Source organism: Streptomyces triculaminicus, assembly GCF_017349075.1.
Lineage (GTDB): Bacteria > Actinomycetota > Actinomycetes > Streptomycetales > Streptomycetaceae > Streptomyces > Streptomyces triculaminicus.
Window position 1 is genome coordinate 1,676,499 of sequence record NZ_JAFMOF010000001.1, and the last position, 23,399, is coordinate 1,699,897.

The 23,399-nt window shown below is 70.0% G+C and carries 16 protein-coding genes and 2 rRNA genes; 12 read left to right on the forward strand and 6 right to left on the reverse strand.

Annotated features, from left to right (window positions below):
- Positions 1-56: 56 nt before the first annotated feature.
- On the reverse strand, positions 57-650 hold the full coding sequence (locus tag J1792_RS07805) for an MBL fold metallo-hydrolase (protein ID WP_086566377.1): 594 nt from the start codon (positions 648-650) through the stop codon (positions 57-59).
- Positions 651-817: 167 nt separating this feature from the next.
- Between J1792_RS07805 and J1792_RS07810 the strand changes: the two genes are divergently transcribed.
- A complete protein-coding gene (locus J1792_RS07810; RefSeq protein ID WP_086566388.1) occupies positions 818-1,726 on the forward strand; it encodes a GlxA family transcriptional regulator in 909 nt (302 codons plus the stop codon).
- Positions 1,727-1,769: 43 nt separating this feature from the next.
- Here the strand turns inward: J1792_RS07810 and J1792_RS07815 are convergent, their stop codons facing one another.
- Positions 1,770-2,693 (reverse strand): iron-sulfur binding domain-containing protein, encoded by a 924-nt coding sequence (locus J1792_RS07815; protein ID WP_207246884.1) that lies wholly within the window; start codon positions 2,691-2,693, stop codon positions 1,770-1,772.
- Between the two features lie 237 nt (positions 2,694-2,930).
- On the opposite strand from J1792_RS07815, the gene J1792_RS07820 reads away from it, so the two are divergent.
- Together J1792_RS07820 and J1792_RS07825 are read left to right on the forward strand one after the other, a co-directional pair.
- The gene (locus J1792_RS07820) at positions 2,931-3,431 is read left to right on the forward strand and encodes a pyridoxamine 5'-phosphate oxidase family protein (RefSeq protein WP_086566380.1); all 501 of its coding nucleotides are present in this window, start codon (positions 2,931-2,933) and stop codon (positions 3,429-3,431) included.
- A gap of 175 nt (positions 3,432-3,606) precedes the next feature.
- The gene (locus J1792_RS07825; RefSeq protein WP_207246885.1) at positions 3,607-4,446 is read left to right on the forward strand and encodes a hypothetical protein; all 840 of its coding nucleotides are present in this window, start codon (positions 3,607-3,609) and stop codon (positions 4,444-4,446) included.
- A 98-nt stretch (positions 4,447-4,544) separates the two neighbouring features.
- Here J1792_RS07825 and disA read toward each other — a convergent pair whose 3' ends face one another.
- Both disA and radA read right to left on the reverse strand, forming a co-directional pair.
- Positions 4,545-5,678 (reverse strand): DNA integrity scanning diadenylate cyclase DisA, encoded by a 1,134-nt coding sequence (gene disA, locus J1792_RS07830; protein ID WP_086566385.1) that lies wholly within the window; start codon positions 5,676-5,678, stop codon positions 4,545-4,547.
- Positions 5,679-5,846: 168 nt separating this feature from the next.
- A complete protein-coding gene (gene radA / locus J1792_RS07835; protein ID WP_207246886.1) occupies positions 5,847-7,337 on the reverse strand; it encodes a DNA repair protein RadA in 1,491 nt (496 codons plus the stop codon).
- A 771-nt stretch (positions 7,338-8,108) separates the two neighbouring features.
- Here radA and J1792_RS07840 point away from each other — a divergent pair.
- Positions 8,109-9,086 (forward strand): BACON domain-containing protein, encoded by a 978-nt coding sequence (locus J1792_RS07840; RefSeq protein WP_372446090.1) that lies wholly within the window; start codon positions 8,109-8,111, stop codon positions 9,084-9,086.
- A 63-nt stretch (positions 9,087-9,149) separates the two neighbouring features.
- On the opposite strand, the gene J1792_RS07845 is transcribed toward J1792_RS07840, so the two are convergent.
- A complete protein-coding gene (locus J1792_RS07845) occupies positions 9,150-10,019 on the reverse strand; it encodes a DUF3109 family protein (protein ID WP_086569793.1) in 870 nt (289 codons plus the stop codon).
- 45 nt (positions 10,020-10,064) lie between these two features.
- Between J1792_RS07845 and J1792_RS07850 the strand changes: the two genes are divergently transcribed.
- From J1792_RS07850 to ilvD, 4 genes are all read left to right on the forward strand, one after another.
- Positions 10,065-10,997: a Ppx/GppA family phosphatase gene (locus J1792_RS07850; protein WP_086569791.1), complete on the forward strand. Its 933-nt coding sequence runs from the start codon at positions 10,065-10,067 to the stop codon at positions 10,995-10,997.
- A 155-nt stretch (positions 10,998-11,152) separates the two neighbouring features.
- On the forward strand, positions 11,153-11,965 hold the full coding sequence (locus J1792_RS07855; RefSeq protein WP_086569789.1) for a sugar phosphate isomerase/epimerase family protein: 813 nt from the start codon (positions 11,153-11,155) through the stop codon (positions 11,963-11,965).
- Positions 11,962-12,591, forward strand: coding sequence for a TetR/AcrR family transcriptional regulator (locus J1792_RS07860; protein ID WP_086569787.1), 630 nt, complete (start codon positions 11,962-11,964; stop codon positions 12,589-12,591). Before J1792_RS07855 ends, J1792_RS07860 begins: the two co-directional genes overlap by 4 nt.
- Positions 12,592-12,783: 192 nt before the next feature.
- Positions 12,784-14,634 (forward strand): dihydroxy-acid dehydratase, encoded by a 1,851-nt coding sequence (ilvD, locus tag J1792_RS07865; RefSeq protein ID WP_086569785.1) that lies wholly within the window; start codon positions 12,784-12,786, stop codon positions 14,632-14,634.
- 61 nt (positions 14,635-14,695) lie between these two features.
- Here ilvD and J1792_RS07870 read toward each other — a convergent pair whose 3' ends face one another.
- The gene (locus J1792_RS07870) at positions 14,696-16,855 is read right to left on the reverse strand and encodes a serine/threonine-protein kinase (RefSeq protein WP_207246888.1); all 2,160 of its coding nucleotides are present in this window, start codon (positions 16,853-16,855) and stop codon (positions 14,696-14,698) included.
- A 127-nt stretch (positions 16,856-16,982) separates the two neighbouring features.
- On the opposite strand from J1792_RS07870, the gene J1792_RS07875 reads away from it, so the two are divergent.
- The 4 genes from J1792_RS07875 to J1792_RS07890 all read left to right on the forward strand — a co-directional run bounded on the left by J1792_RS07875 (position 16,983) and on the right by J1792_RS07890 (position 23,389).
- Positions 16,983-17,264, forward strand: coding sequence for an SH3 domain-containing protein (locus J1792_RS07875; RefSeq protein WP_086569783.1), 282 nt, complete (start codon positions 16,983-16,985; stop codon positions 17,262-17,264).
- Positions 17,265-17,402: 138 nt separating this feature from the next.
- Positions 17,403-17,927: a hypothetical protein gene (locus J1792_RS07880; protein WP_086569781.1), complete on the forward strand. Its 525-nt coding sequence runs from the start codon at positions 17,403-17,405 to the stop codon at positions 17,925-17,927.
- Positions 17,928-18,466: 539 nt separating this feature from the next.
- Positions 18,467-19,990 (forward strand): 16S ribosomal RNA (locus J1792_RS07885).
- A gap of 276 nt (positions 19,991-20,266) precedes the next feature.
- A 23S ribosomal RNA gene (locus J1792_RS07890) occupies positions 20,267-23,389 on the forward strand.
- Together the 16S and 23S rRNA genes form the textbook arrangement of a ribosomal RNA operon.
- Positions 23,390-23,399: the final 10 nt, after the last annotated feature.

Genomic DNA, 23,399 nt, shown 5'->3' on the forward strand with positions numbered 1-23,399 from the left:
GGGTTTGTGACGCCAGTGATGGCTGGTGCGGCGTGTGGTGACGACGGGTGGGGCGCCTAGCGCGGGGTGCCGTCGTGGGCCGTGAACGGGCCGCCGTGGCCGGGCACGATCAGGTCCGCCGCGGCCAGCACCCGCAGCCGGGAGGCGCGCAGCACGTCGCGGTCCGGCGCCACCGGATCGTCCGCCGGGCCGTCCGCGTGCCACCACAGGTCGCCGGCGAAGGCCACCACGCCCGCGTCCGTGCCCGCCAGCAGCGTGATGTCCTCGGGGCTGTGGCCCGGGGTGCGGATCAGCCGCAGCGACGGGGTGAGTTCGTAGCCCTCCGCGTCCCGGTTCGTCCACTGGTCACCCCGGTACTCCACCTTGTGGTCGTGCACCCGGGCGCGACCGAAGAGGCCCACGTTCATGGTGTTGTCCGGGTGGTGGTGGCTGAGCACCACGTCGGTGATGTCCTCGGGGCCGAGGCCCAGCTCCGCGAGCGGGGCGAGGATGTGGTCGACGCTCGCGACCATGCCCGGGTCGAAGATCACGTGCCGTCCCGCGTCGGACACGTAGGAGACGGTCGCGGCGACCCCGGGGCCGGTGGAGCCCACGTAGCCGGCGGTCAGGATCGTGTATGCGGCGCTGCGGCCGAGCGGTGCGTCTGTCATGGCCTCGATCCTTCCGGGCGCGGGGGCGGTGCACGAGTGGCACAACTGCCCCTCATCGCAGGATTCGTGCCAGGAATTCGTGCCCGGGGCTCGTGCCACGCGTGTGCCACACTCCGGCCGTGCCGCCTTTCAAGATCGTCGCCGCGTACGTCCCTCCCGGCGTCGGCATGCTCGCCGCCGGCATCGTCACCGAGGTGTTCGGCCCCCACGGAGCGGCGCTGCCCGGCTTCGACTTCGCCCTGTGCGCCGACCGGCCCGGACCGGTGCCCACGGACTGCGGCGTGCCGCTCTCCATCGCGCACGGACTGGACCGCCTCGCCGCCGCCGATCTGATCGTCGCCCTGCCCGGGGCCGGATTCCGGACGCCACCGGCCCCCGCCGTACTCGACGCGCTGCGTGCCGCGCACGAGCGCGGCGCCGTGGTCGCGGCCCACTGCGTCGGCACGTTCGCGCTCGCCGCCGCCGGACTGCTCGACGGCCGGCGGGCGACCACCCACTGGCGGTTCGCCGGGCTGCTCGCCGACCGCCACCCCGAGGTCACAGTGGAAGCCGACGCGCTCTACATCGACGAAGGGAGCGTCGTCACGGGCGCGGGAGCGGCCGCGGGCTTCGACCTGTGCCTCCACCTGCTGAGGCGGGAGCACGGTGCCGCGCTGGCCAATGCCGTCGCCCGGGACATGGTGCTGCCCTCCCACCGCGACGGCGGGCAGGCCCAGTACCTGGCCGCGCCCGTCCCCGAGGACGGCCGGGACGAGCGGCTCGCCGAGGTCCTCGGCTGGGCCCGCGAGCACCTCCACGAGCCGCTGCCCGTCGCCGAACTGGCCCGCCGCGCCATGATGAGCAAACGCTCCTTCGCCCGCCGCTTCACCGCGGCGACCGGCACCACCCCACACGCCTGGCTGCGCAGCCTGCGCCTGAGCAGGGCAGAGGAACTCCTGGAGACCACGGACCTGCCGGTCGAGGAGATCGCCCGCCGGGTCGGCTACGGAAGCGCGGCCGTGCTGCGCGAGCAGTTCGTGCGGCGCCGAGGGGTACCTCCCCGCTCCTACCGGCGCGCCTTCACCAGCACGCCGTAGGAACCGGGCGGCGGCGCGGGGGGCGGGCGTTACGAGACCGCCGTTACGTGAGCGGCAGCCGGTACATCCCGCCGGGGAGCGGCTCGACCAGGCCATCCGCCACGAGCCCGTCCAGCGCCCGGGCCCGCTGCACCGGCTCGTGCCACACCGCGTCCAGCGCCGCCTGCGGAACGGCCGACACCGCCTCGCGCAGCACGGCCAGCAGCTTGCCGCGCACCTGCCGGTCGGTACCCGCGTACGTCTGCCCCCGGCGCGGCGGCCCGTCGTGGGCCGGGGAGCCGGCGGCCAGCCACGCGCACTGGTCCGCGATCGGGCAGCGGCCACAGGAGGGCGTACGGGCCGTGCAGACCAGTGCCCCCAGCTCCATGGTCGCCGCGGCCCAGCTGGCGGCCACCGGCTCGTCGTCCGGCAGCAGCGCCCGGGCCAGCCGGCGCTCGGCGGCCGTGGTGGCGTTCGGCGGGTACTGGGCGCCGGTCACGGCGCGGGCGAAGACGCGGCGGACGTTGGTGTCGAGCACCGCGTGCCGCTGTCCGTAGGCGAAGGACGCCACGGCCGCGGCCGTGTACTCGCCGACGCCCGGCAGGGCCAGCAGCTTGGCGTGGTCCCTCGGCACCTCGCCGCCGTGCCGCTCGGTGATGGCAGAGGCGGCGGCGTGCAGCCGCAGCGCGCGGCGCGGATAGCCGAGCCGGCCCCAGGCGCGGACCGCCTCGCCGGGCGCCTCGGCCGCCAGGTCGGCGGGGCGCGGCCAGCGGGCCAGCCACTGCTCGTACATCGGCAGGACCCGGTTGACCGGGGTCTGTTGCAGCATGAACTCGCTGACCATCACCCCCCACGGCCCGGCCTCGGGCCGGCGCCAGGGCAGGTCCCGGGCGTGTGCGCGGAACCAGTCGATGACGGGGGCGTGCAGGAGGGTGGACGTCTGGGGCGTGGTGGCCGGCGGAGCCGGAGCGGCAGGCATCAAAGTCATGACTCTTCGATCCTGGCACGCCCGCGTGAAGCGACGAAACGCGCCGGGCCCGGCTCGGCCATACGCCTGTGCCCACCACGCCTCGATCGGGTGACCGGATCCGCCAACCGTGGGCGGACGACCATGGGCAGGCGACCGGCGGCGGGCTTCTCCCCGGGTCTTCGGGCCGGCTTCCGTGGAGGGCGGTCGCCATGGGCGGCAGGCTCCCGCAGGCGGCCGGCTTCATAGGCTTGATCCATGACCGACACGCAGGCCGCCCCGCCGCCGGCCGAGATCACGGCCGCCCTCCAGGCGCATACGACCCTCACCCTGGCCTATGCCGACGAGGACGGCCCGCAGGCGTGCGCCGTGCTCTACGCGGTCGACGAGGGCCCCGTCCCCTCCCTTCTCTTCGTCACCTCCGCCACCACCCGTCACGGCCGCGCGCTCACCGCAGGCGCCGGTGCCGGTGAAGGCGGTGCTCGCGTCGCCTTCACCGCACAGCACGACGGACAGCGGTGGACCGAGCTGACCGGTGTTCAGGGGCGGGGCCACTGCCGCCCGCTGGAGGGCGCGGAGCGCGCGGCGGCCTGGCGCGCGTACAGCGCCCGCTTCCCCTATGTGGAACGCGACGACCGACTCCGCGCGGCGATGGAGCGCACCGCGCTGTGGCAACTGCGGCCCGACTGGCTGCGCCTGATCGACAATGCGCGCGGCTTCGGGCACAAAACCGAGTGGCCGCACGCCGATTCGGCCTGAAGCGCATTCGACCGGAAAGCGACGACGACGCTCCGAAAGCGACGACAACGCTCCGTATGCGATCGGCCCCGGAAGGGCGTCAACAGTCCCGCTTCCGTACAGATGATGGGAAAAGTAGGCACTCCTACGGCGGGTACTGGCTGGTGCCCCGGCCGATCTCTCGTAGAGTCTTCGCGTGGGATCTCTGCGCAATCCGATCGGGCCGCTTCCCTCCTCCATCTATTGGCGGCGGAGGGCAGTTGCGCTTGGCCTGCTCGGCCTTCTCGTACTGGTGGTGTTGTGGCTGCTCGCCTTCGGAGGTGACGGCGGCTCCGAGGACGGGCAGAGCAAGGGCTCTGACGGAAAGGGGCAGACGGACACCACGATCACGCCCGGCCCCACCCCCTCCGGTCCGCACATCAGCCAACGCCCGGGCGGGCGTGGCGATTCGGGCAGCGGCGGCAGTGGAGGCAACGGCGGAGGCTCCGGTTCCGGCGGTGCGAACGGCGGCTCCGGCGGTACGGGCGCGGGTTCCGGCGGCTCGGCCGGCGGGAGCGGTGGCGGCGGCTTCGGCGGTGGCGCCGGGGTGGTGGTGACCGGCGAGGGCAGGACCGTCGCGGCGGGCACCAACCTGCCCGACTGCACGGAGGGCTCCGTGAAGCTGAGCATCCGTCCGGTCAAGGACTCCTACAAGCCCGACGAGAAGCCCACGTTCGAACTGGTCGTGCAGAACTCCGGCAGCAGCGCCTGCAAGGTGAACTTCGGCGCGGCCGCCGCCCTGCTGAAGATCACCGACAGCAAGGGCGAGGAGCACGTGTGGGCGTCCGACGACTGCCCGCGCGGAAACGGCGCCGTGCTCTTCGAGGTGCCGGGCTCGGGCGAGACCAAGCGCACGCTGGAGTGGGACCGCAGGCGCACCGCCCCGCACTGCGCGACGCCGTCCGGCGCCGCGGCGGTCACGCCGGGCAGGTACCGGGTCGAGGTGAAGGTCGCGGGCGTCACCGAGCGGACGGAATTCGTCCTCGAGAAGGCCTGAAGCGCTACGGACAGGCCTGAAGCGCTACGGATATGGGTGAGGGCCCCGCAGCTGCGGGGCCCTCACCCATATCCGGCTTTTTAGACGTACCGCTCGGGTCAGACGTACCGCTCGAGGATCGAGGACTCCGCGAGCCGCGACAGCCCCTCACGGACCGAGCGGGCGCGGGCCTCGCCGACGCCGTCGACCGTCTGCAGGTCGTCCACGCTGGCGGCGAGCAGCTTCTGCAGCCCGCCGAAGTGGTCCACGAGGCGCTCGATGATGGCGCCGGGCAGCCGGGGAACCTTCGCCAGCAGGCGGTAGCCGCGCGGGGAGACCGCCGAGTCCAGTGTCTCGGGGGAGCCGCTGTAGCCCAGGGCGCGGGCGACGATGGGCAGTTCGAGGAGCTCGGGATGGGTGAGGGAGTCCAGCTCGGACATGGCCTCGGCGACCGTGCGGGTGCGCTTGGCGGTCGGCTCGGGGACGTAGTCCCGTACGACCAGCTCGCGCTCGGGCTCGACGCCGGCGATGAGCTCCTCCAGCTGCAGGGAGAGCAGCCGGCCGTCGGTGCCCAGCTCGACGACGTACTCCGCGATCTCCGTGGCGATGCGGCGCACCAGCTCCAGCCGCTGCGAGACGGCCGTGACGTCCCGGACGGTGACCAGGTCCTCGATCTCCAGGGCGGAGAGGGTGCCGGCGACCTCGTCGAGGCGGAGCTTGTAGCGCTCGAGGGTGGCCAGCGCCTGGTTGGCGCGAGAGAGGATCGCTCCCGACTCCTCCAGGACGCGGCGCTCGCCGCCCACGTACAGCGCGATCAGCCGCATCGACTGGCTGACGGAGATGACGGGGAAGCCGGACTGGATGGAGGCGCGCTGCGCGGTGCGGTGGCGGGTGCCCGTCTCCTCGGTGGGGATCGAGGCGTCGGGGTAGAGCTGGACGCCCGCCCGCACGATCTTGCTGCAGTCCTTGTCGAGGATCAGCGCGCCGTCCAGCTTGCACAGCTCGCGCAGCCGGGTGGCGGTGAACTCCACGTCGAGGACGAAGCCGCCGGTGCACATCGCCTCGACGGTCTTGTCCATGCCGAGGACGATGAGACCGCCCGTATTGCCGCGAAGGACGCGCTCCAGGCCGTCGCGCAGGGGTGTGCCGGGCGCGACGGCGCTCAGCGAGGAGCGCATCAGCCCGTCGACTCCGGAGCCACCGGAGGCGCCTCCGGCCTTGCCGGGGCCCGATGCCCGGTCGTTGGCTGCCACTGCACTCCTCCGGTCGCAAGGTCAACGGTGCCTTGGGCCGCCGCCCGGCTGTCGCGTACGCGCCGTCGTACACGCCGTGCGCGTCGCGCGGGTCGTGTGCATCGGTGCGTACGTACGGGCGGGACCAGGGCAAAGTCTACTGGCGCCCAGCCTATTAGGGGGCTGTCCTCAGCTCTCCTCAGGTCGGGCTCCGGCCACCGCCCGGCGACCGCCGCCGCGACCGCCCTCGCGACCGCTCTCGCCACGGCCTTCTCCACGGCCTTCCCCGCGGCTCTCGCGCTGGGGTCTGGAGGGCAGCACCCGCAGGGCTTCACCGATGTTCGAGACCTCCAGGACCCGCATGCCGCTGGGCACCTTGCCGGGGTCGCCCGGCACGAGGGCGTGGGTGAAGCCCAGCCGGGCCGCCTCGGCCAGCCGCCGCTGGACGCCGGTGACCCGCCGGACCTCTCCGGCCAGGCCCACCTCGCCGATGGCCACCAGGTTCTTCGGCAGGGGGGTGTCGCTGGCGGCGCTCGCCAGGGCCAGGGCGACGGCGAGGTCGGCGGCGGGCTCGGAGAGCTTCACGCCGCCGACGGTGGCGCTGTAGATGTCGCGCTTGCCCAGGGCGCTGATGCGGCCGCGCTGCTCGAGGACGGCGAGCATCATCGACACCCGGGACGTCTCCAGGCCCGAGGTGGTGCGGCGGGGGGAGGGGATCTGGGAGTCGACGGTCAGCGCCTGCACCTCGGCCACCAGCGGCCGGCGGCCCTCGAGAGTGACCGTCAGACATGTGCCGGGCACGGGCTCGTCGCGACGGGTCAGGAACAGGCCGCTGGGGTCGGCCAGGCCCGTGATGCCCTCGTCGTGCAGCTCGAAGCAGCCGACCTCGTCCGTGGCGCCGTAGCGGTTCTTCACGCCCCGCACCAGGCGCAGCCGGGCGTGCCGGTCGCCCTCGAAGGACAGCACGACGTCGACCAGGTGCTCCAGCAGGCGGGGGCCGGCGATGGCACCGTCCTTGGTGACGTGGCCGACCAGCAGCGTGGACATGCCGCGCTCCTTGGAGGCGCGGATGAGGGCGCCGGCCACCTCGCGCACCTGGGCCATGCCGCCGGGCGCGCCGTCGATCTCGGGGGAGGCCACGGTCTGGACGGAGTCCAGGATCAGCAGGGAGGGCTTGACCGAGTCCAGGTGCCCCAGGACGGCCGACAGGTCCGTCTCGGCGGCGAGGTAGAGGTGGTCGGAGAGCGCGCCGATGCGGTCGGCGCGCAGCCGGACCTGGCTCGCCGACTCCTCGCCGGTCACATAGAGCGTGCGGTGCTCGTCGGAGGCGGCGCGGGCCGCCACGTCCAGCAGCAGGGTCGACTTGCCGACGCCGGGCTCGCCCGCGAGTAGCACCACGGCGCCGGGCACCAGCCCGCCGCCCAGGACGCGGTCGAGCTCGGGCACGCCCGTGCCGCGCGCGGTGGCCTGACGGCCGTCGACCTGCGCGATGGGCACGGCCGCCGAGGTCACCCGGCCGGGGGCGGTCGTACGGACGGCGGGCGTGCCGAACTCCTCGACCGTCCCCCAGGCCTGGCACTCGGGGCAGCGGCCGAGCCACTTGGCGGTGGTCCAGCCGCACTCGGTGCAGCGATAGGAGGGCCGGTCCTTGGCGGACGAGCGGGAGGTACGGGCAGCCATGCGGACCACCGTAGCGGTGGGCACTGACAGCGCCGGGGGGTCGGCCGTCCACCAGTACGCGTCACATGCCGCTTTCGGGGCGGAATGGATGGTTCCTGTCCCCCTTTGAGGGAGAGAGTCACCCGTATGGGTTAAACCTGGGAGGGCAGGACGAACGAGGCGGCACCACCCGCCTACCGTCGCCGGGATGATGACGCCCGAGCCCCCCACGCATGCCACCGGCGCGCACCGCGCATCCCGCCGTGCGCCGCGCGCGGCCCAGCCCCCGGTCGTCGAGAACCCCGCCGTCGGGACCGCGTACTTCTCCCGCCCGGCCCCCGCCCCGCCCACGAGGCCGCGACCACGCCGGCCGTCGCCCACGACGCCCGGGACCACGAAGCCCCGGACCAGGCCTCCCCGAGCACCGCTACGAACCGCACCTCGACGGCCTGTTCACCTACTGCCTGTCCGTCCTGTGCGACCACGACGCCGCCGTCGCCGCCCTCGGCGAGGTCCTGGCCCTCGCCGTGCGCCGCACCGACCGCGCCCCCGCCGTCGAGGAGGCCCACCGCGCCTGGCTGTACGCCCTGGCCCGCTGGGAGTGCCTGCGCCGCCTCGCCGCCCCCGGCGCGCCCCCGCCGACCCCGCCTCGGCCACCGGCCCCGGGCCCGCGCGGAACTGGCCCTGCTCGCCTGGCCCGAGGCCGCCGGCACCACCGCCGGCCAGCGCGAGGCGCTCGAGCTGGCCGTACGCCACGGCCTCGCCCCCCACGAGGTCGCCGCCGTGCTGCGCATGGACCATGAGGCCGCGCGGGCCCTGCTGTCCAGCGCCGCCTGCGAGGTCGAGCGCACCCGCACCGCGCTCGCCGTCGTGGAGTCCGGCCGCTGCGCGACCGTCACGCGCTTCGTGGGCGACACGGAGGTGCTGCTGGGCGCGGCCCTCCGGCGCGAGCTCGTGCGCCACGTCGACGAGTGCGCGGACTGCCGGCGCACCGCCGAGCGGGCCACCGCCGGCGAGCCCTGGCCCGGTACCGCGGCGTCCTCCGCGCCCCTGCCCGTGCTCGAGGCCCCCCGGCCCGCGGTGCACTCCGCGCTGCTGCGCGCCCTGGGCCCGCGCCCCGCGCGCCGGCGCGGGGCCGCCGCGCACGCCGCCCCGCGCTTCGACCGCGGCGGCTTCCCACTCGCGCCCAAGGACCGCGCCGCCCGCCGCGGCCGCCTGCGCAGCCGGGCGGTGACCACCACCGTCGTCGCGACGGTCGTCGCCGCGCCCGTCCTCGCGCTCTGGGCCGCCTACCGCGGCGGCCCGATGGGGGAGGGGCAGGGCGCCGCCTCGGTGTCCGTCCCCGACAGCCTGGGCGGCAGCCCGGGCGAGGGGGCGTACGACCATCCGTACGGATACGAGGAGGAGGCGGCGGCGGAACCGGCGCCGCCGACGGGACGGCCGGCGGTCCAGCGGCTGTCCGAGGTCTCGGTCGCCGTCCTGGGCACCGGGCCCGGGCGGCTGACCGTCGAGGCGCAGCCCGGCGGGACCGCCACGCACATCACGCTCACCGCCAGCGGCGGCGAGCTGGTCGGCTGGTCCATGTCGGCGGACGCGCCGTGGCTGCGGCTGAGCCAGCCCGGCGGCGTCCTGCGGCCGGGTCAGACGGTGACGGTCGTGGTGACCGTGGACCGGGCCCGGGAGCCCGCGCGGGCCTGGCGGGCGCGGGTGGCCGTCGCGCCGGGCGGCTCGGTGGTGACGCTGGAGGGAAAGGGCGGGGCCCCGTCATGACGCCGCCCCTCGCCACCCGCCGTCGCTCGGGGCCGGGGCCCTGCCTCAGTCGCCTCGGTCGCCTCAGCGGGCGTCCGCCGGGTGCGGCGCCATCGGCAGGAGCGACGCCATCCGCTCCTCGCACAGCTCCACCAGCCGCGCGTACGCCTTCTTGCCCATCAGCTCGATCAGCTCGGCCCGGTACGTGACGTACACCGGATCCCCGGCCCCGTGCGCGGACCGCGCGGAGGTGCACCACCAGTGCAGGTCGTGCCCGCCGGGGCCCCAGCCGCGCCGGTCGTACTCCCCGATGGTGATCTGCAGCACCTGCGTGTCGTCCGGCCGGTCGATCCAGTCGTACGTGCGGCGCACCGGCAGCTGCCAGCACACGTCGGGCTTGGTCTCCAGCGGCTCGCGGCCCTCCTTCAGGGCCAGGATGTGCAGCGAGCAGCCGGCGCCGCCCGCGAAACCGGGCCGGTTCTGGAAGATGCACGAGCCGTTCCAGCGCCGGGTCTGCCGCTCGCCGTCGTCCTCGTCGAGCTGCGTCCAGCCCGATTCCGTGCCGACGTCGTGGAACTGCCAGATGTCGGGCGTCAGCCGGGCCACGTGCCCCGCCACGCGCTTCTCGTCGTCCTCGTCCGAGAAGTGCGCCCCGAGGGTGCAGCAGCCGTCGTCGGCGCGGCCCGCCTTGATGCCCTGGCAGCCGCTGCCGAAGACGCAGCTCCAGCGGGAGGTGAGCCAGGTCATGTCGCAGCGGAAGATCTGCTCGTCGTCGGCCGGATCGGGAAACTCCACCCAGGCGCGGGCGAAATCCAGCCCGACCTCGTCCGGTGCGTCGACGGCGGCATCGGCGGCGACCGTCACGGTCTTGGGAGCCTTGCCGGCACCCTTTGTCTGCTTCTTGGAGGCCTTGTCCCGTGTTTTGTCCGGATTCGCCTTCTTCGTCTTCGCCACCCCTCCAGCCTATGCGCCAGAAGTGGCAGCAGTAGCGTTCAGGCCATGAGACTCGGTGTCCTCGACGTGGGTTCGAATACGGTCCACCTCCTGGTGGTCGACGCGCACCCCGGTGCCCGCCCGCTGCCCGCCCATTCCCACAAGGCCGAGCTGCGCCTCGCCCAACTGCTCGAGGACGACGGCGCCATCAGCGACGCCGGGATAGACCGCCTCGTCGCCGTGATCCAGGAGGCCCTCCAGGCCGCCGAGGACAAGGGCGTCGAGGAAGTCCTGCCGTTCGCCACCTCCGCCGTCCGCGAGGCGACCAACGCGGACGCCCTGCTCGCCCGCGTCCAGCAGGAGACCGGCGTCACCCTGCCCGTCCTCACCGGCGCCGAGGAGGCCCGGCTCACCTTCCTCGCCGCCCGCCGCTGGTTCGGCTGGTCGGCGGGGAAACTCCTCGTCCTCGACATCGGCGGCGGCTCCCTGGAGATCGCCTACGGCCTCGACGAGGACCCCGACGCCGCGGCCTCCCTCCCGCTCGGCGCCGGCCGCCTCACCACCGGCTGGCTCCCCGGCGACCCGCCCGACCCCACGGACGTACGGGCCCTGCGCCGCCACGTCCGCGCGGAGATCGCCCGCCACGTCGGCACCTTCGCCCGCCACGGCACCCCCGACCACGCCGTCGCCACCTCCAAGACCTTCAAGCAGCTCGCCCGGATCGCCGGAGCCGCCCGCTCCGGCGACGGCCTGTACGTCCAGCGCACCCTCAGCCGCAAGGCGCTGGCCGACTGGGTGACCAAGCTCGCCGCCATGCCCTCCGGGCGCCGCGCCGCGCTCCCCGGCGTGTCGGAGGGGCGCGCCCAGCAGCTGCTCGCCGGGGCGCTCGTCGCCGAGGCGGCGATGGACCTGTTCGGCGTGGAGGAAGTGGAGATCTGCCCCTGGGCGCTGCGCGAGGGCGTCATCCTGCGCCGGCTGGACCACCTGCCGACGCCGTAGCGGCCGGTGGCGGGCGGTCCGGGCGCGACGGTGTGACCACCTACGTGACCACCGGTGCGTGACGGCGCAGTCGCCGACAGGTGACACAGGCCGCACCCGGACCACCTGCCCGCCGCCGGAGGGGCGGGCATACGCTGTCCTTCGTGACAGAGCCAGTGGTGCGCATTCCGGATGCGAAGGTCGCGCTGTCAACGGCATCGGTGTACCCCGAGTCGACGGCGACGGCCTTCGAGATCGCCGCGCGCCTGGGCTACGACGGTGTCGAGGTCATGGTGTGGACCGACCCCGTCAGCCAGGACATCGCGGCCCTGCGCCGCCTGTCGGACTACCACCAGGTGCCCATCCTCGCGGTCCACGCCCCCTGCCTCCTGATCACCCAGCGGGTGTGGTCGACCGACCCGTGGGTCAAGCTCCAGAGGGCCCGTACGGCCGCCGAGAAGCTGGGCGCGAGCACGGTCGTCGTCCATCCGCCGTTCCGGTGGCAGCGCTCGTACGCCCGGGACTTCATCCGTGGCATCTGGCGGATGTCGGGCGAGACGGACGTCAGGTTCGCCGTCGAGAACATGTACCCCTGGCGCTACCGCGACCGCGAGATGCTCGCCTACGCGCCCGACTGGGACGTCACCAACGACGACTACCGCCACTACACCGTCGACCTCTCGCACACGTCGACCTCCCGCGTCGACGCCCTGCAGATGGTCGACCGTATGGGCGACCGGCTCGCCCACATCCACCTGGCCGACGGCAACGGCTCCGCCAAGGACGAGCACCTCGTCCCCGGGCGCGGCAAGCAGCCCTGCGCCGAGCTGCTGGAACGGCTCGCCGTCAGCGGCTTCGACGGGCACGTCGTGATCGAGGTCAACACCCGTCGCGCCATGTCCGCCGCCGAGCGCGAGGCCGACCTGGCGGAGGCCCTGGCCTTCACCCGCCTGCACCTCGCCTCCCCGACCGGCGTCCCGCGGTCATGACGGCCCCGGCCGACCCGCCGCCCGCACCCCGCCGGCGCGGCCGCCCCGCCCGTACGGACGCCGCCGCCGGCCCCGGCGCGCGCGAGCGCATCCTCGCCGCCGCCCGCGCCGAATTCGCCGAGCACGGCTACGACAAGGCCTCCATCCGCGGCATGGCCAAGATCGCCGGGGTCGACCCCGCACTGGTCCACCACTACTTCGGCCCGAAGGAACAGATCTTCGCCGCCGCCGTGGAGGAGGCCGTGGCCCCCGCCCTCAAGGCACCGGCCGCCGTCGCCGAGGGGCCCGCCGAAGGCGCCGGGGAACGGCTGGCGCGGTTCGTCCTGGGCGTGTGGGAGGACCCGGCCACCCGCGAGCCGATGCTCGCGATCCTCCGCTCGGCGCTGGCCAACGACACGGCGGCCGGAGTCTTCCGCGACCTGATCAGCAGCAGGGTGATGATCCGCGTCGCCGCCGAGCTCGGCGGCCCCGACGCCCGGCTGCGCGCCGAGCTGGCCGCCGCCCATCTTGTGGGCGTGTCCATGCTGCGGCACGTCATCAAGATCGAGCCGCTGGCCTCGGCCGACATCGAGCAGGTCATCGCCATGACGGCCCCGGCGGTGCAGCGCCACCTCATGGGCGGCTGAGCCCTCCAGGCGACCGAGCTCCCGGCGACGGTCGCCCGGTGCCACCGTGACCCCGTAAGGCGGTCGGCACGCCGCGCGCCGTCTCGTATCCCGGAAACGTTGTCCGGATCCCGGATCGGCGGCGTAGGCTCGAAAGACGCGTAATCCCCAACCCGGAATCCCCCGATTCCAGGATTCGAGGAGTGGAGCAGGATGCCCGAGCTGAGGTCCCGCACTGTCACCCACGGCCGCAACATGGCGGGCGCCCGAGCCCTTCTGCGGGCCGCGGGCGTAGCGCGCGAGGACTTCGGCAAGCCGATCATCGCGGTGGCGAACAGCTTCACCGAGTTCGTGCCCGGCCACACCCACCTCCAGCCGGTCGGCCGGATCGTCTCCGACGCGATCAAGGCGGCCGGCGGCATCCCGCGCGAGTTCAACACCATCGCCGTCGACGACGGCATCGCCATGGGCCACGCCGGCATGCTCTACTCGCTGCCCTCCCGCGACCTGATCGCCGACTCCGTCGAGTACATGGTCGAGGCGCACTGCGCCGACGCACTGATCTGCATCTCCAACTGCGACAAGATCACGCCCGGCATGCTCATGGCCGCGCTGCGCCTGAACATCCCCGTCGTCTTCGTCTCCGGCGGCCCCATGGAGGCCGGCCAGGCCACCCTCGTCGACGGCACGGTCCGCAAGCTCGACCTCATCAACGCGATCGTCGACTCGGTCGACGAGAACGTCTCCGACGAGGACGTCCTGCGCATCGAGGAGAACGCCTGCCCCACCTGCGGCTCCTGTTCCGGCATGTTCACGGCCAACTCGATGAACTGCCTCACCGAGGCGATCGGCCTGTCCCTGCCCGGCAACGGCTCCGTCCTCGCCACCCACACCGCCCGCAAGGCGCTCTACGAGGACGCCGGCCGCACGGTCGTCGAGATCACCAAGCGCTACTACGAGCAGGACGACGAGTCCGTCCTGCCGCGCAACATCGCCACCCGGGCCGCCTTCGAGAACGCCATGGCCCTCGACATCGCCATGGGCGGCTCCACCAACACGATCCTGCACCTGCTCGCCGCCGCCCAGGAGGCGGGCCTCGACTACGACCTCACGGACATCGACGCCGTCTCCCGCCGCGTCCCGTGCCTGGCCAAGGTCGCTCCGAACATCGCCCCCGGCGGCACGTACTACATGGAGGACGTGCACCGCGCAGGCGGCATCCCCGCCATCCTGGGCGAGCTCTACCGCGGCGGGCTGCTCGACGAGGACGTCCACAGCGTCCACTCCGCCTCGCTCGCCGACTGGCTCAAGACCTGGGACGTGCGCGGCGGCTCCCCCTCCGCCGAGGCCGTCGAGCTGTGGCACGCCGCCCCCGGCTGCGTGCGCTCCGCCACCGCCTTCTCGCAGTCCGAGCGCTGGGACTCCCTCGACGTGGACGCCGCCGGCGGCTGCATCCGCTCGGTCGAGCACGCCTACTCCAAGGACGGCGGACTTGCCGTCCTGCGGGGCAACCTCGCCGTCGACGGCTGCGTGGTGAAGACGGCCGGCGTCGACGAGTCGATCTGGACGTTCGAGGGCCCGGCCGTCGTCTGCGAGTCGCAGGAGGAGGCCGTCGAGAAGATCCTCACCAAGAGCATCAAGGAGGGCGACGTCGTCGTCATCCGCTACGAGGGCCCGCGCGGCGGCCCCGGCATGCAGGAGATGCTCTACCCCACCTCCTTCCTCAAGGGCCGCGGCCTGGGCAAGGCCTGCGCCCTGGTCACCGACGGCCGCTTCTCCGGCGGTACGTCGGGCCTGTCCATCGGCCACGCCTCGCCGGAGGCCGCGTCCGGAGGCGCCATCGCGCTCGTCGAGGACGGCGACCGCATCCGCATCGACATCCCCGACCGGTCGATCGAACTGCTCGTTCCGGACGCCGAGCTGACGGCCCGCCGAGAGGCCCTCGGCGGTACGTACGCGCCCAAGAACCGCGAGCGCAAGGTCTCCGCGGCGCTCAAGGCGTACGCGGCCATGGCGACCAGCGCCGACAAGGGCGCGGTGAGGGACGTCGGCAAGCTGGGCTGACGCCCGCGTCCATAAGGCGGGCCCTATGGGCCGGTGCGGATCCCGCGCACCGGCCGGCGGCCTAGCGCCACCTGGCCGGATTCCGCCCGTCCACCGCGAACACGGTCCCGTCCGGTGCCGCCCCGAAGACCTTCCCCTCGGCCGTCACCGGTGCCGGCATCATCTCGAGGTAGCCCCGCCCGGCCCTGGCCAGGCGGGGCGACGTCGTTCCGAGCAGCGCGCCCTTCGTCGTGTCCACGGCCAGCAGCCGTCCGTCGGCGGCGGAGAAGTACAGCCGGTCCTCCGCCGCGACGAGCGCCGACGCGTTCGCCACCGACGTGTCCAGCCGCCAGTCCGTCACCCCCCGGCCCGTGTGCAGCGCGGTCAGACCGCCGTCCGAGGACAGCACGTACACCGATTCGCCGAACGGGACCACGCTCGTCGCCTCGAGCGGCGTCGACAGCGGAATCCGCCGCTCCCGCCCGATCCCGGGGGCGTAGCGGACGACGGCCGCCACCCGCGTACGGGCATCGCTCTCCGTCAGATAGAGGACGCCCCCCGGCCCGGTGCCCACGGCCGTCAGCGCGCCGTCCGTCGTCCACTGCCACGACGTCGTACCCCGTACGGCGTCCACGGCGACGACGGTCGTACGCCGGCCGTCGGCGGACGGCGCGAGGGCGTAGGCGGGACCGCTGCCGTAGAAGGCGAAGACCGGCTTGATGCCGCCGGGGAGCCCGTGCCGCCAGAGCTCGCGGTTCGTGCCGCCGTCGACGGCGGTGACCGTGCCGTCCAAGGCGACCAGCAGCACGGCGTCCCCCGCGTGATAGACCCGGCCCCCGTACGCGGACACGTCCCGCTTCCAGCGCGGATCGCCCGTCGCGGGGTCGAGCGCGACCAGCTCGCGCTTGTCGGGCGACAGCGAGTGCACCAGCCCGCCGGACACGACGGGCGCACGGGGCGTCCCTCCGCCGGGCCGCGCGGCCTCGCCCGCCCGCCGCCAGGCCACCTTGCCGGTGGCGGCGTCTATCCGGGCCGCGTGCACCCCGCGCGCGGAGCAGTAGAGCGCGCCGTCCGCGTGCGTACAGAAGCCGGCGCGCACCTCCCCCTTGCCCGCCGGGTCCTCGGGCACGGACGTCTCCCACGGCTTCCACGACGCCCCGGCGGGGGCGGGCCGCGCGTGCGACGGCTGCCTGCCCAGGCCGTCGATCTCGTTCAGCGCCCACGCGCCACCCGCCGCCAGCGCCACCACGATCGTGGCGGCGAGGGCGATCCAGCGGCCACGGGGGCGGCGGCGAGGACTGTCGCGGAGGCTGTCGCCGGGACCGTCATCGCCGGACGACGGACGCGCGGGCAGGGCGCCGGCCCGCGAGGGCGGCTCGCCCGGCCTCACGGCGGCCGCGAGGGCATCTGCGCCCTCGGACACCACCGGCAGCATGGCCATGATCGCGTCCGGGGTCGGCCGCTCGGCCGGCTCTTTCGCCAGACACGCACGGATCAGCGGGACCAGATCGGCGGGCACGCCCGTCAGATCCGGCTCGTCGTGCACCACCTGATAGGCGACGATGTACGGACTCTCCGACTCGAACGGCCCCCGCCCCGTCGCCGCGTGCACCAGCAACGACGCCAACGCGAACACATCCGCCGCCGGCCCCACCTCACGCGGCCGCTGGAACTGCTCCGGCGCCATGAAGGGCGGCGTACCGATCAGCTTTCCCGTCTCCGTGCGCAGCTCGCTGTCGTACGGGCGGGAAATGCCGAAGTCGATCACCTTCGGCCCGTCCTCGGCCAGCAGCACATTGCTGGGCTTGAGGTCCCGGTGAACCAGCCCCGCACGATGAATGTCGCGCAACGCCTCCGCGAGCCCGGCCGCCAGCCGCCGCACCTCAGCGGGCGCCAACGGACCGTTCCGCTTCACCCGGTCGGAGAGAGTGGGCCCGGGTACGTAGAGGGTGGCCATCCAGGGCCGCCCGGCGTCCGGGTCGGCATCGACCACCGACGCCGTGAACGCCCCGCTGACCCGCCGCGCCGCCGCGACCTCCTGCCGGAAACGCGCCCTGAACTCAGGGTCCACCGCGTACTCGGCATGCACCACCTTCACCGCGAGCCGCAGCCCCGAAGCCGAGCGCGCCAGGTGCACCACACCCATGCCACCGGAGCCGAGGCGGCGCTCCAGGCGGTACTGACCCGCATACTCCGGATCGTCCGCTTGCGGTCCCGTCCCGGCACCGCGCAGTGGCGGCATGCCCCCACCCCCGTGTCACCCATGCGTGTCACCCGTGTCATTTGGCCGCATTCGGCGGCTTGCGGAGCCTAAACGATGAGGCAGGTGGGAACCGGGAGGCGTGCCGGTGGCGTTACTAGGCCTGCACATGTCATCCACTCCTCGGGGGGACAACCAGATGGCCTACTACCCGCTCGCGCCCGGACACCAGGTCAACGTCCGCTCGGGCCCCAGCACCGACAGCGGACTCGTCAAGGTGCTCCCGCAGGGCTCCAGCGTTCCCATCCGCTGCCAGACCCGCGGCGAGACGGTCTCCGGCCCCTGCGGCACCACCGACGTCTGGGACTGCATCGCGCCCGGGCAGTACGTGTCCGACGCCTACGTGAAGACGGGCAGCACCGGCTACGTGGCCGAGCGCTGCGCGGGCTGACGACGGGGGTCCGCGACGGCAGGGTCGGACAACGGGGGAGTCCGGCGGCCGGGGGACCGACGATGGGTCTGCGACGGCGGGTCCGCGACGGCGGGGGAGCCCGGGGCCGGAGACGGCGCCCCTGGCGATAATCGGCGTATGAGCGATGAGCACGCGCCGGCAGACGGCACGGCAGGCCCCCGCCCCGAACCGATCCGCTTCTTCGGCACGACGTGGGTCGATCACGACGGCGGCTACGCACTGCGCCGGGCCGGCCTCGTGGTCGGCTCCCTCGCCGCGGCCGCGGTCGGCGCCTTCGTCCTGCGCCTCGGTTACGAGGGCCTCGCCATCGCCGAGGTGGGCGGGCTGATCAAGGCCTTGGTCGTCGTCGCCTTCGCCGTGTGCAGCTCACTGGCCTTCCGTAGGACGTGGGAAGGCTTCGTACGACGCCGCCCGCACACCGCGGAGAACGAGGCCGTCGAGCGGTCGATGCAGAGCCTCATGATGATCGGCTTCATCGGCACCCTCCTCGCCTACTTCTTCCGGGGCCTCGTCGAGGCCCCGGGCGAGAAGCTCCACCGCGAGGAGTACGAGCAGGCCCGCACCCGCTACGAGCGCCGCCGCTCCACCCGCGCGGGCAACCCGGCGGCGAGGGCGGCGAAGCGGCGGCGCAAGCACCCCTGAACGTCGTGTAGAGTTCTCCGAGTTGCCAGGCGGCAACAACCTCCACTACTTGCACGGCCCCTGAACGGGAAGAATTCCGGTGTGCCCGGAATTCCGAACGGGATGGCTCGGGACTCCGATTAGGAGCCGCCGGGAAAATCCGCTAAAGTAGTGATCACGCCGGAAGGCGCGGCAGTGAAAATTGCCGCTCTGCGGCGGGCCCACTCCAACAGGGGGCCGGAAACGGAATTCGGACCGGAAACGGAACGGAAAACGGATCTGGTAAGGTTGGAAACAACGAAGGGAAGCGCCCGGAGGAAAGCCCGAGAGGGTGAGTACAAAGGAAGCGTCCGTTCCTTGAGAACTCAACAGCGTGCCAAAAGTCAACGCCAGATATGTTGACACCCCGTCCATCTCGATGGATGAGGTTCCTTTAAAAGTCCTACCGGGTCCGATTACGGATCGGGTGGGCACACACAGCGAGGACGCTGTGAACGACCGGGCCTATTCCGCCTGGTTGTTCCGCTCAACGCGAGTGTGAACCGGATTACCGGTAAACATTCACGGAGAGTTTGATCCTGGCTCAGGACGAACGCTGGCGGCGTGCTTAACACATGCAAGTCGAACGATGAAGCCCTTCGGGGTGGATTAGTGGCGAACGGGTGAGTAACACGTGGGCAATCTGCCCTGCACTCTGGGACAAGCCCTGGAAACGGGGTCTAATACCGGATACGACCTTCGAGCGCATGCTTGAAGGTGGAAAGCTCCGGCGGTGCAGGATGAGCCCGCGGCCTATCAGCTTGTTGGTGGGGTAATGGCCTACCAAGGCGACGACGGGTAGCCGGCCTGAGAGGGCGACCGGCCACACTGGGACTGAGACACGGCCCAGACTCCTACGGGAGGCAGCAGTGGGGAATATTGCACAATGGGCGAAAGCCTGATGCAGCGACGCCGCGTGAGGGATGACGGCCTTCGGGTTGTAAACCTCTTTCAGCAGGGAAGAAGCGAGAGTGACGGTACCTGCAGAAGAAGCGCCGGCTAACTACGTGCCAGCAGCCGCGGTAATACGTAGGGCGCAAGCGTTGTCCGGAATTATTGGGCGTAAAGAGCTCGTAGGCGGCTTGTCACGTCGGATGTGAAAGCCCGGGGCTTAACCCCGGGTCTGCATTCGATACGGGCAGGCTAGAGTTCGGTAGGGGAGATCGGAATTCCTGGTGTAGCGGTGAAATGCGCAGATATCAGGAGGAACACCGGTGGCGAAGGCGGATCTCTGGGCCGATACTGACGCTGAGGAGCGAAAGCGTGGGGAGCGAACAGGATTAGATACCCTGGTAGTCCACGCCGTAAACGTTGGGAACTAGGTGTGGGCGACATTCCACGTCGTCCGTGCCGCAGCTAACGCATTAAGTTCCCCGCCTGGGGAGTACGGCCGCAAGGCTAAAACTCAAAGGAATTGACGGGGGCCCGCACAAGCAGCGGAGCATGTGGCTTAATTCGACGCAACGCGAAGAACCTTACCAAGGCTTGACATACACCGGAAACGGCCAGAGATGGTCGCCCCCTTGTGGTCGGTGTACAGGTGGTGCATGGCTGTCGTCAGCTCGTGTCGTGAGATGTTGGGTTAAGTCCCGCAACGAGCGCAACCCTTGTCCTGTGTTGCCAGCATGCCCTTCGGGGTGATGGGGACTCACAGGAGACTGCCGGGGTCAACTCGGAGGAAGGTGGGGACGACGTCAAGTCATCATGCCCCTTATGTCTTGGGCTGCACACGTGCTACAATGGCCGGTACAATGAGCTGCGATACCGCGAGGTGGAGCGAATCTCAAAAAGCCGGTCTCAGTTCGGATTGGGGTCTGCAACTCGACCCCATGAAGTTGGAGTTGCTAGTAATCGCAGATCAGCATTGCTGCGGTGAATACGTTCCCGGGCCTTGTACACACCGCCCGTCACGTCACGAAAGTCGGTAACACCCGAAGCCGGTGGCCCAACCCTTGTGGAGGGAGCCGTCGAAGGTGGGACTGGCGATTGGGACGAAGTCGTAACAAGGTAGCCGTACCGGAAGGTGCGGCTGGATCACCTCCTTTCTAAGGAGCACATAGCCGACTGCGAGCGAATGACTCGCACGGTTGCTCATGGGTGGAACGTTGACTATTCGGCACAGTTCTTGAGGGATCACTAGTACTGCTTCGGCGTGGAACGTGAATCTTGAAAGACTGGGCCGGGCACGCTGTTGGGTATCTGAGGGTACGGACTTCGGTCTGAACCTTCGCGATGCCGGCCCCGGTAAAGCTTTGCTTCGGCAGAGTGTGACGGGTGGCTGGTCGTTGCTTGAGAACTGCACAGTGGACGCGAGCATCTGTGGCCAAGTTTTTAAGGGCGCACGGTGGATGCCTTGGCACCAGGAACCGATGAAGGACGTGGGAGGCCGCGATAGGCCCCGGGGAGCTGTCAACCGAGCTTTGATCCGGGGGTGTCCGAATGGGGAAACCCGGCAGTCGTCATGGGCTGTCACCCGCTGCTGAACACATAGGCAGTGTGGAGGGAACGCGGGGAAGTGAAACATCTCAGTACCCGCAGGAAGAGAAAACAACCGTGATTCCGGGAGTAGTGGCGAGCGAAACTGGATGAGGCCAAACCGTATGTGTGTGATACCCGGCAGGGGTTGCGCATGCGGGGTTGTGGGATCTCTTTTTCATGGTCTGCCGGCCATGAGACGAGTCAGAAACCGTTGGTGTAGGCGAAGGACATGCGAAAGGTCCGGCGTAGAGGGTAAGACCCCCGTAGCTGAAACATCAACGGCTCGTTTAAGAGACACCCAAGTAGCACGGGGCCCGAGAAATCCCGTGTGAATCTGGCGGGACCACCCGCTAAGCCTAAATATTCCCTGGTGACCGATAGCGGATAGTACCGTGAGGGAATGGTGAAAAGTACCGCGGGAGCGGAGTGAAATAGTACCTGAAACCGTGTGCCTACAAGCCGTGGGAGCGTCGCGCATCAAGCTTGCTTGGTGCGTCGTGACTGCGTGCCTTTTGAAGAATGAGCCTGCGAGTTTGCGGTGTGTTGCGAGGTTAACCCGTGTGGGGAAGCCGTAGCGAAAGCGAGTCCGAATAGGGCGATTGAGTAGCGCGCCCAAGACCCGAAGCGGAGTGATCTAGCCATGGGCAGGTTGAAGCGGAGGTAAGACTTCGTGGAGGACCGAACCCACCAGGGTTGAAAACCTGGGGGATGACCTGTGGTTAGGGGTGAAAGGCCAATCAAACTCCGTGATAGCTGGTTCTCCCCGAAATGCATTTAGGTGCAGCGTCGTGTGTTTCTTGCCGGAGGTAGAGCACTGGATAGGCGATGGGCCCTACCGGGTTACTGACCTTAGCCAAACTCCGAATGCCGGTAAGTGAGAGCGCGGCAGTGAGACTGTGGGGGATAAGCTCCATGGTCGAGAGGGAAACAGCCCAGAGCATCGACTAAGGCCCCTAAGCGTACGCTAAGTGGGAAAGGATGTGGAGTCGCAGAGACAACCAGGAGGTTGGCTTAGAAGCAGCCACCCTTGAAAGAGTGCGTAATAGCTCACTGGTCAAGTGATTCCGCGCCGACAATGTAGCGGGGCTCAAGCGTACCGCCGAAGTCGTGTCATTCACACAATAACCCCAACGGGTGTGTGGATGGGTAGGGGAGCGTCGTGTGCCGGGTGAAGCAGCCGCGGAAGCGAGTTGTGGACGGTTCACGAGTGAGAATGCAGGCATGAGTAGCGATACACACGTGAGAAACGTGTGCGCCGATTGACTAAGGGTTCCTGGGTCAAGCTGATCTGCCCAGGGTAAGTCGGGACCTAAGGCGAGGCCGACAGGCGTAGTCGATGGACAACCGGTTGATATTCCGGTACCCGCTTTGAAACGCCCAATATCGAATCAGGCGATGCTAAGTCCGTGAAGCCGTCCTGGATCCTTCGGGTGAAGGGGAGTGGTGGAGCCGACGAACCAGACTTGTAGTAGGTAAGCGATGGGGTGACGCAGGAAGGTAGTCCAGCCCGGGCGGTGGTAGTCCCGGGGTAAGGGTGTAGGCCGTGTGATAGGCAAATCCGTCACACATTAAGGCTGAGACCTGATGCCGAGCCGATTGTGGTGAAGTGGATGATCCTATGCTGTCGAGAAAAGCCTCTAGCGAGTTTCATGGCGGCCCGTACCCTAAACCGACTCAGGTGGTCAGGTAGAGAATACCGAGGCGTTCGGGTGAACTATGGTTAAGGAACTCGGCAAAATGCCCCCGTAACTTCGGGAGAAGGGGGGCCATGTCCGGTGATGAGTCTTGCACTCTGAGCTGGGTGTGGCCGCAGAGACCAGCGAGAAGCGACTGTTTACTAAAAACACAGGTCCGTGCGAAGCCGTAAGGCGATGTATACGGACTGACGCCTGCCCGGTGCTGGAACGTTAAGGGGACCGGTTAGCTCTGTTTCGACAGGGCGAAGCTGAGAACTTAAGCGCCAGTAAACGGCGGTGGTAACTATAACCATCCTAAGGTAGCGAAATTCCTTGTCGGGTAAGTTCCGACCTGCACGAATGGCGTAACGACTTCTCGACTGTCTCAACCATAGGCCCGGTGAAATTGCACTACGAGTAAAGATGCTCGTTTCGCGCAGCAGGACGGAAAGACCCCGGGACCTTTACTATAGCTTGATATTGGTGTTCGGTTCGGCTTGTGTAGGATAGGTGGGAGACTGTGAAGTCATGGCGCCAGCCATGGTGGAGTCGTCGTTGAAATACCACTCTGGTCGTGCTGGATGTCTAACCTCGGTCCGTGATCCGGATCAGGGACAGTGTCTGGTGGGTAGTTTAACTGGGGCGGTTGCCTCCTAAAGAGTAACGGAGGCGCCCAAAGGTTCCCTCAGCCTGGTTGGCAATCAGGTGTTGAGTGTAAGTGCACAAGGGAGCTTGACTGTGAGACCGACGGGTCGAGCAGGGACGAAAGTCGGGACTAGTGATCCGGCGGTGGCTTGTGGAAGCGCCGTCGCTCAACGGATAAAAGGTACCCCGGGGATAACAGGCTGATCTTCCCCAAGAGTCCATATCGACGGGATGGTTTGGCACCTCGATGTCGGCTCGTCGCATCCTGGGGCTGGAGTCGGTCCCAAGGGTTGGGCTGTTCGCCCATTAAAGCGGTACGCGAGCTGGGTTTAGAACGTCGTGAGACAGTTCGGTCCCTATCCGCTGCGCGCGCAGGAGTCTTGAGAAGGGCTGTCCCTAGTACGAGAGGACCGGGACGGACGAACCTCTGGTGTGCCAGTTGTCCTGCCAAGGGCATGGCTGGTTGGCTACGTTCGGGAGGGATAACCGCTGAAAGCATCTAAGCGGGAAGCCTGCTTCGAGATGAGGACTCCCACCCACTTGATGGGGTAAGGCTCCCAGTAGACGACTGGGTTGATAGGCCAGGTGTGGAAGACCGGTAACGGTTGGAGCTGACTGGTACTAATAGGCCGAGGGCTTGTCCTCAGTTGCTCGC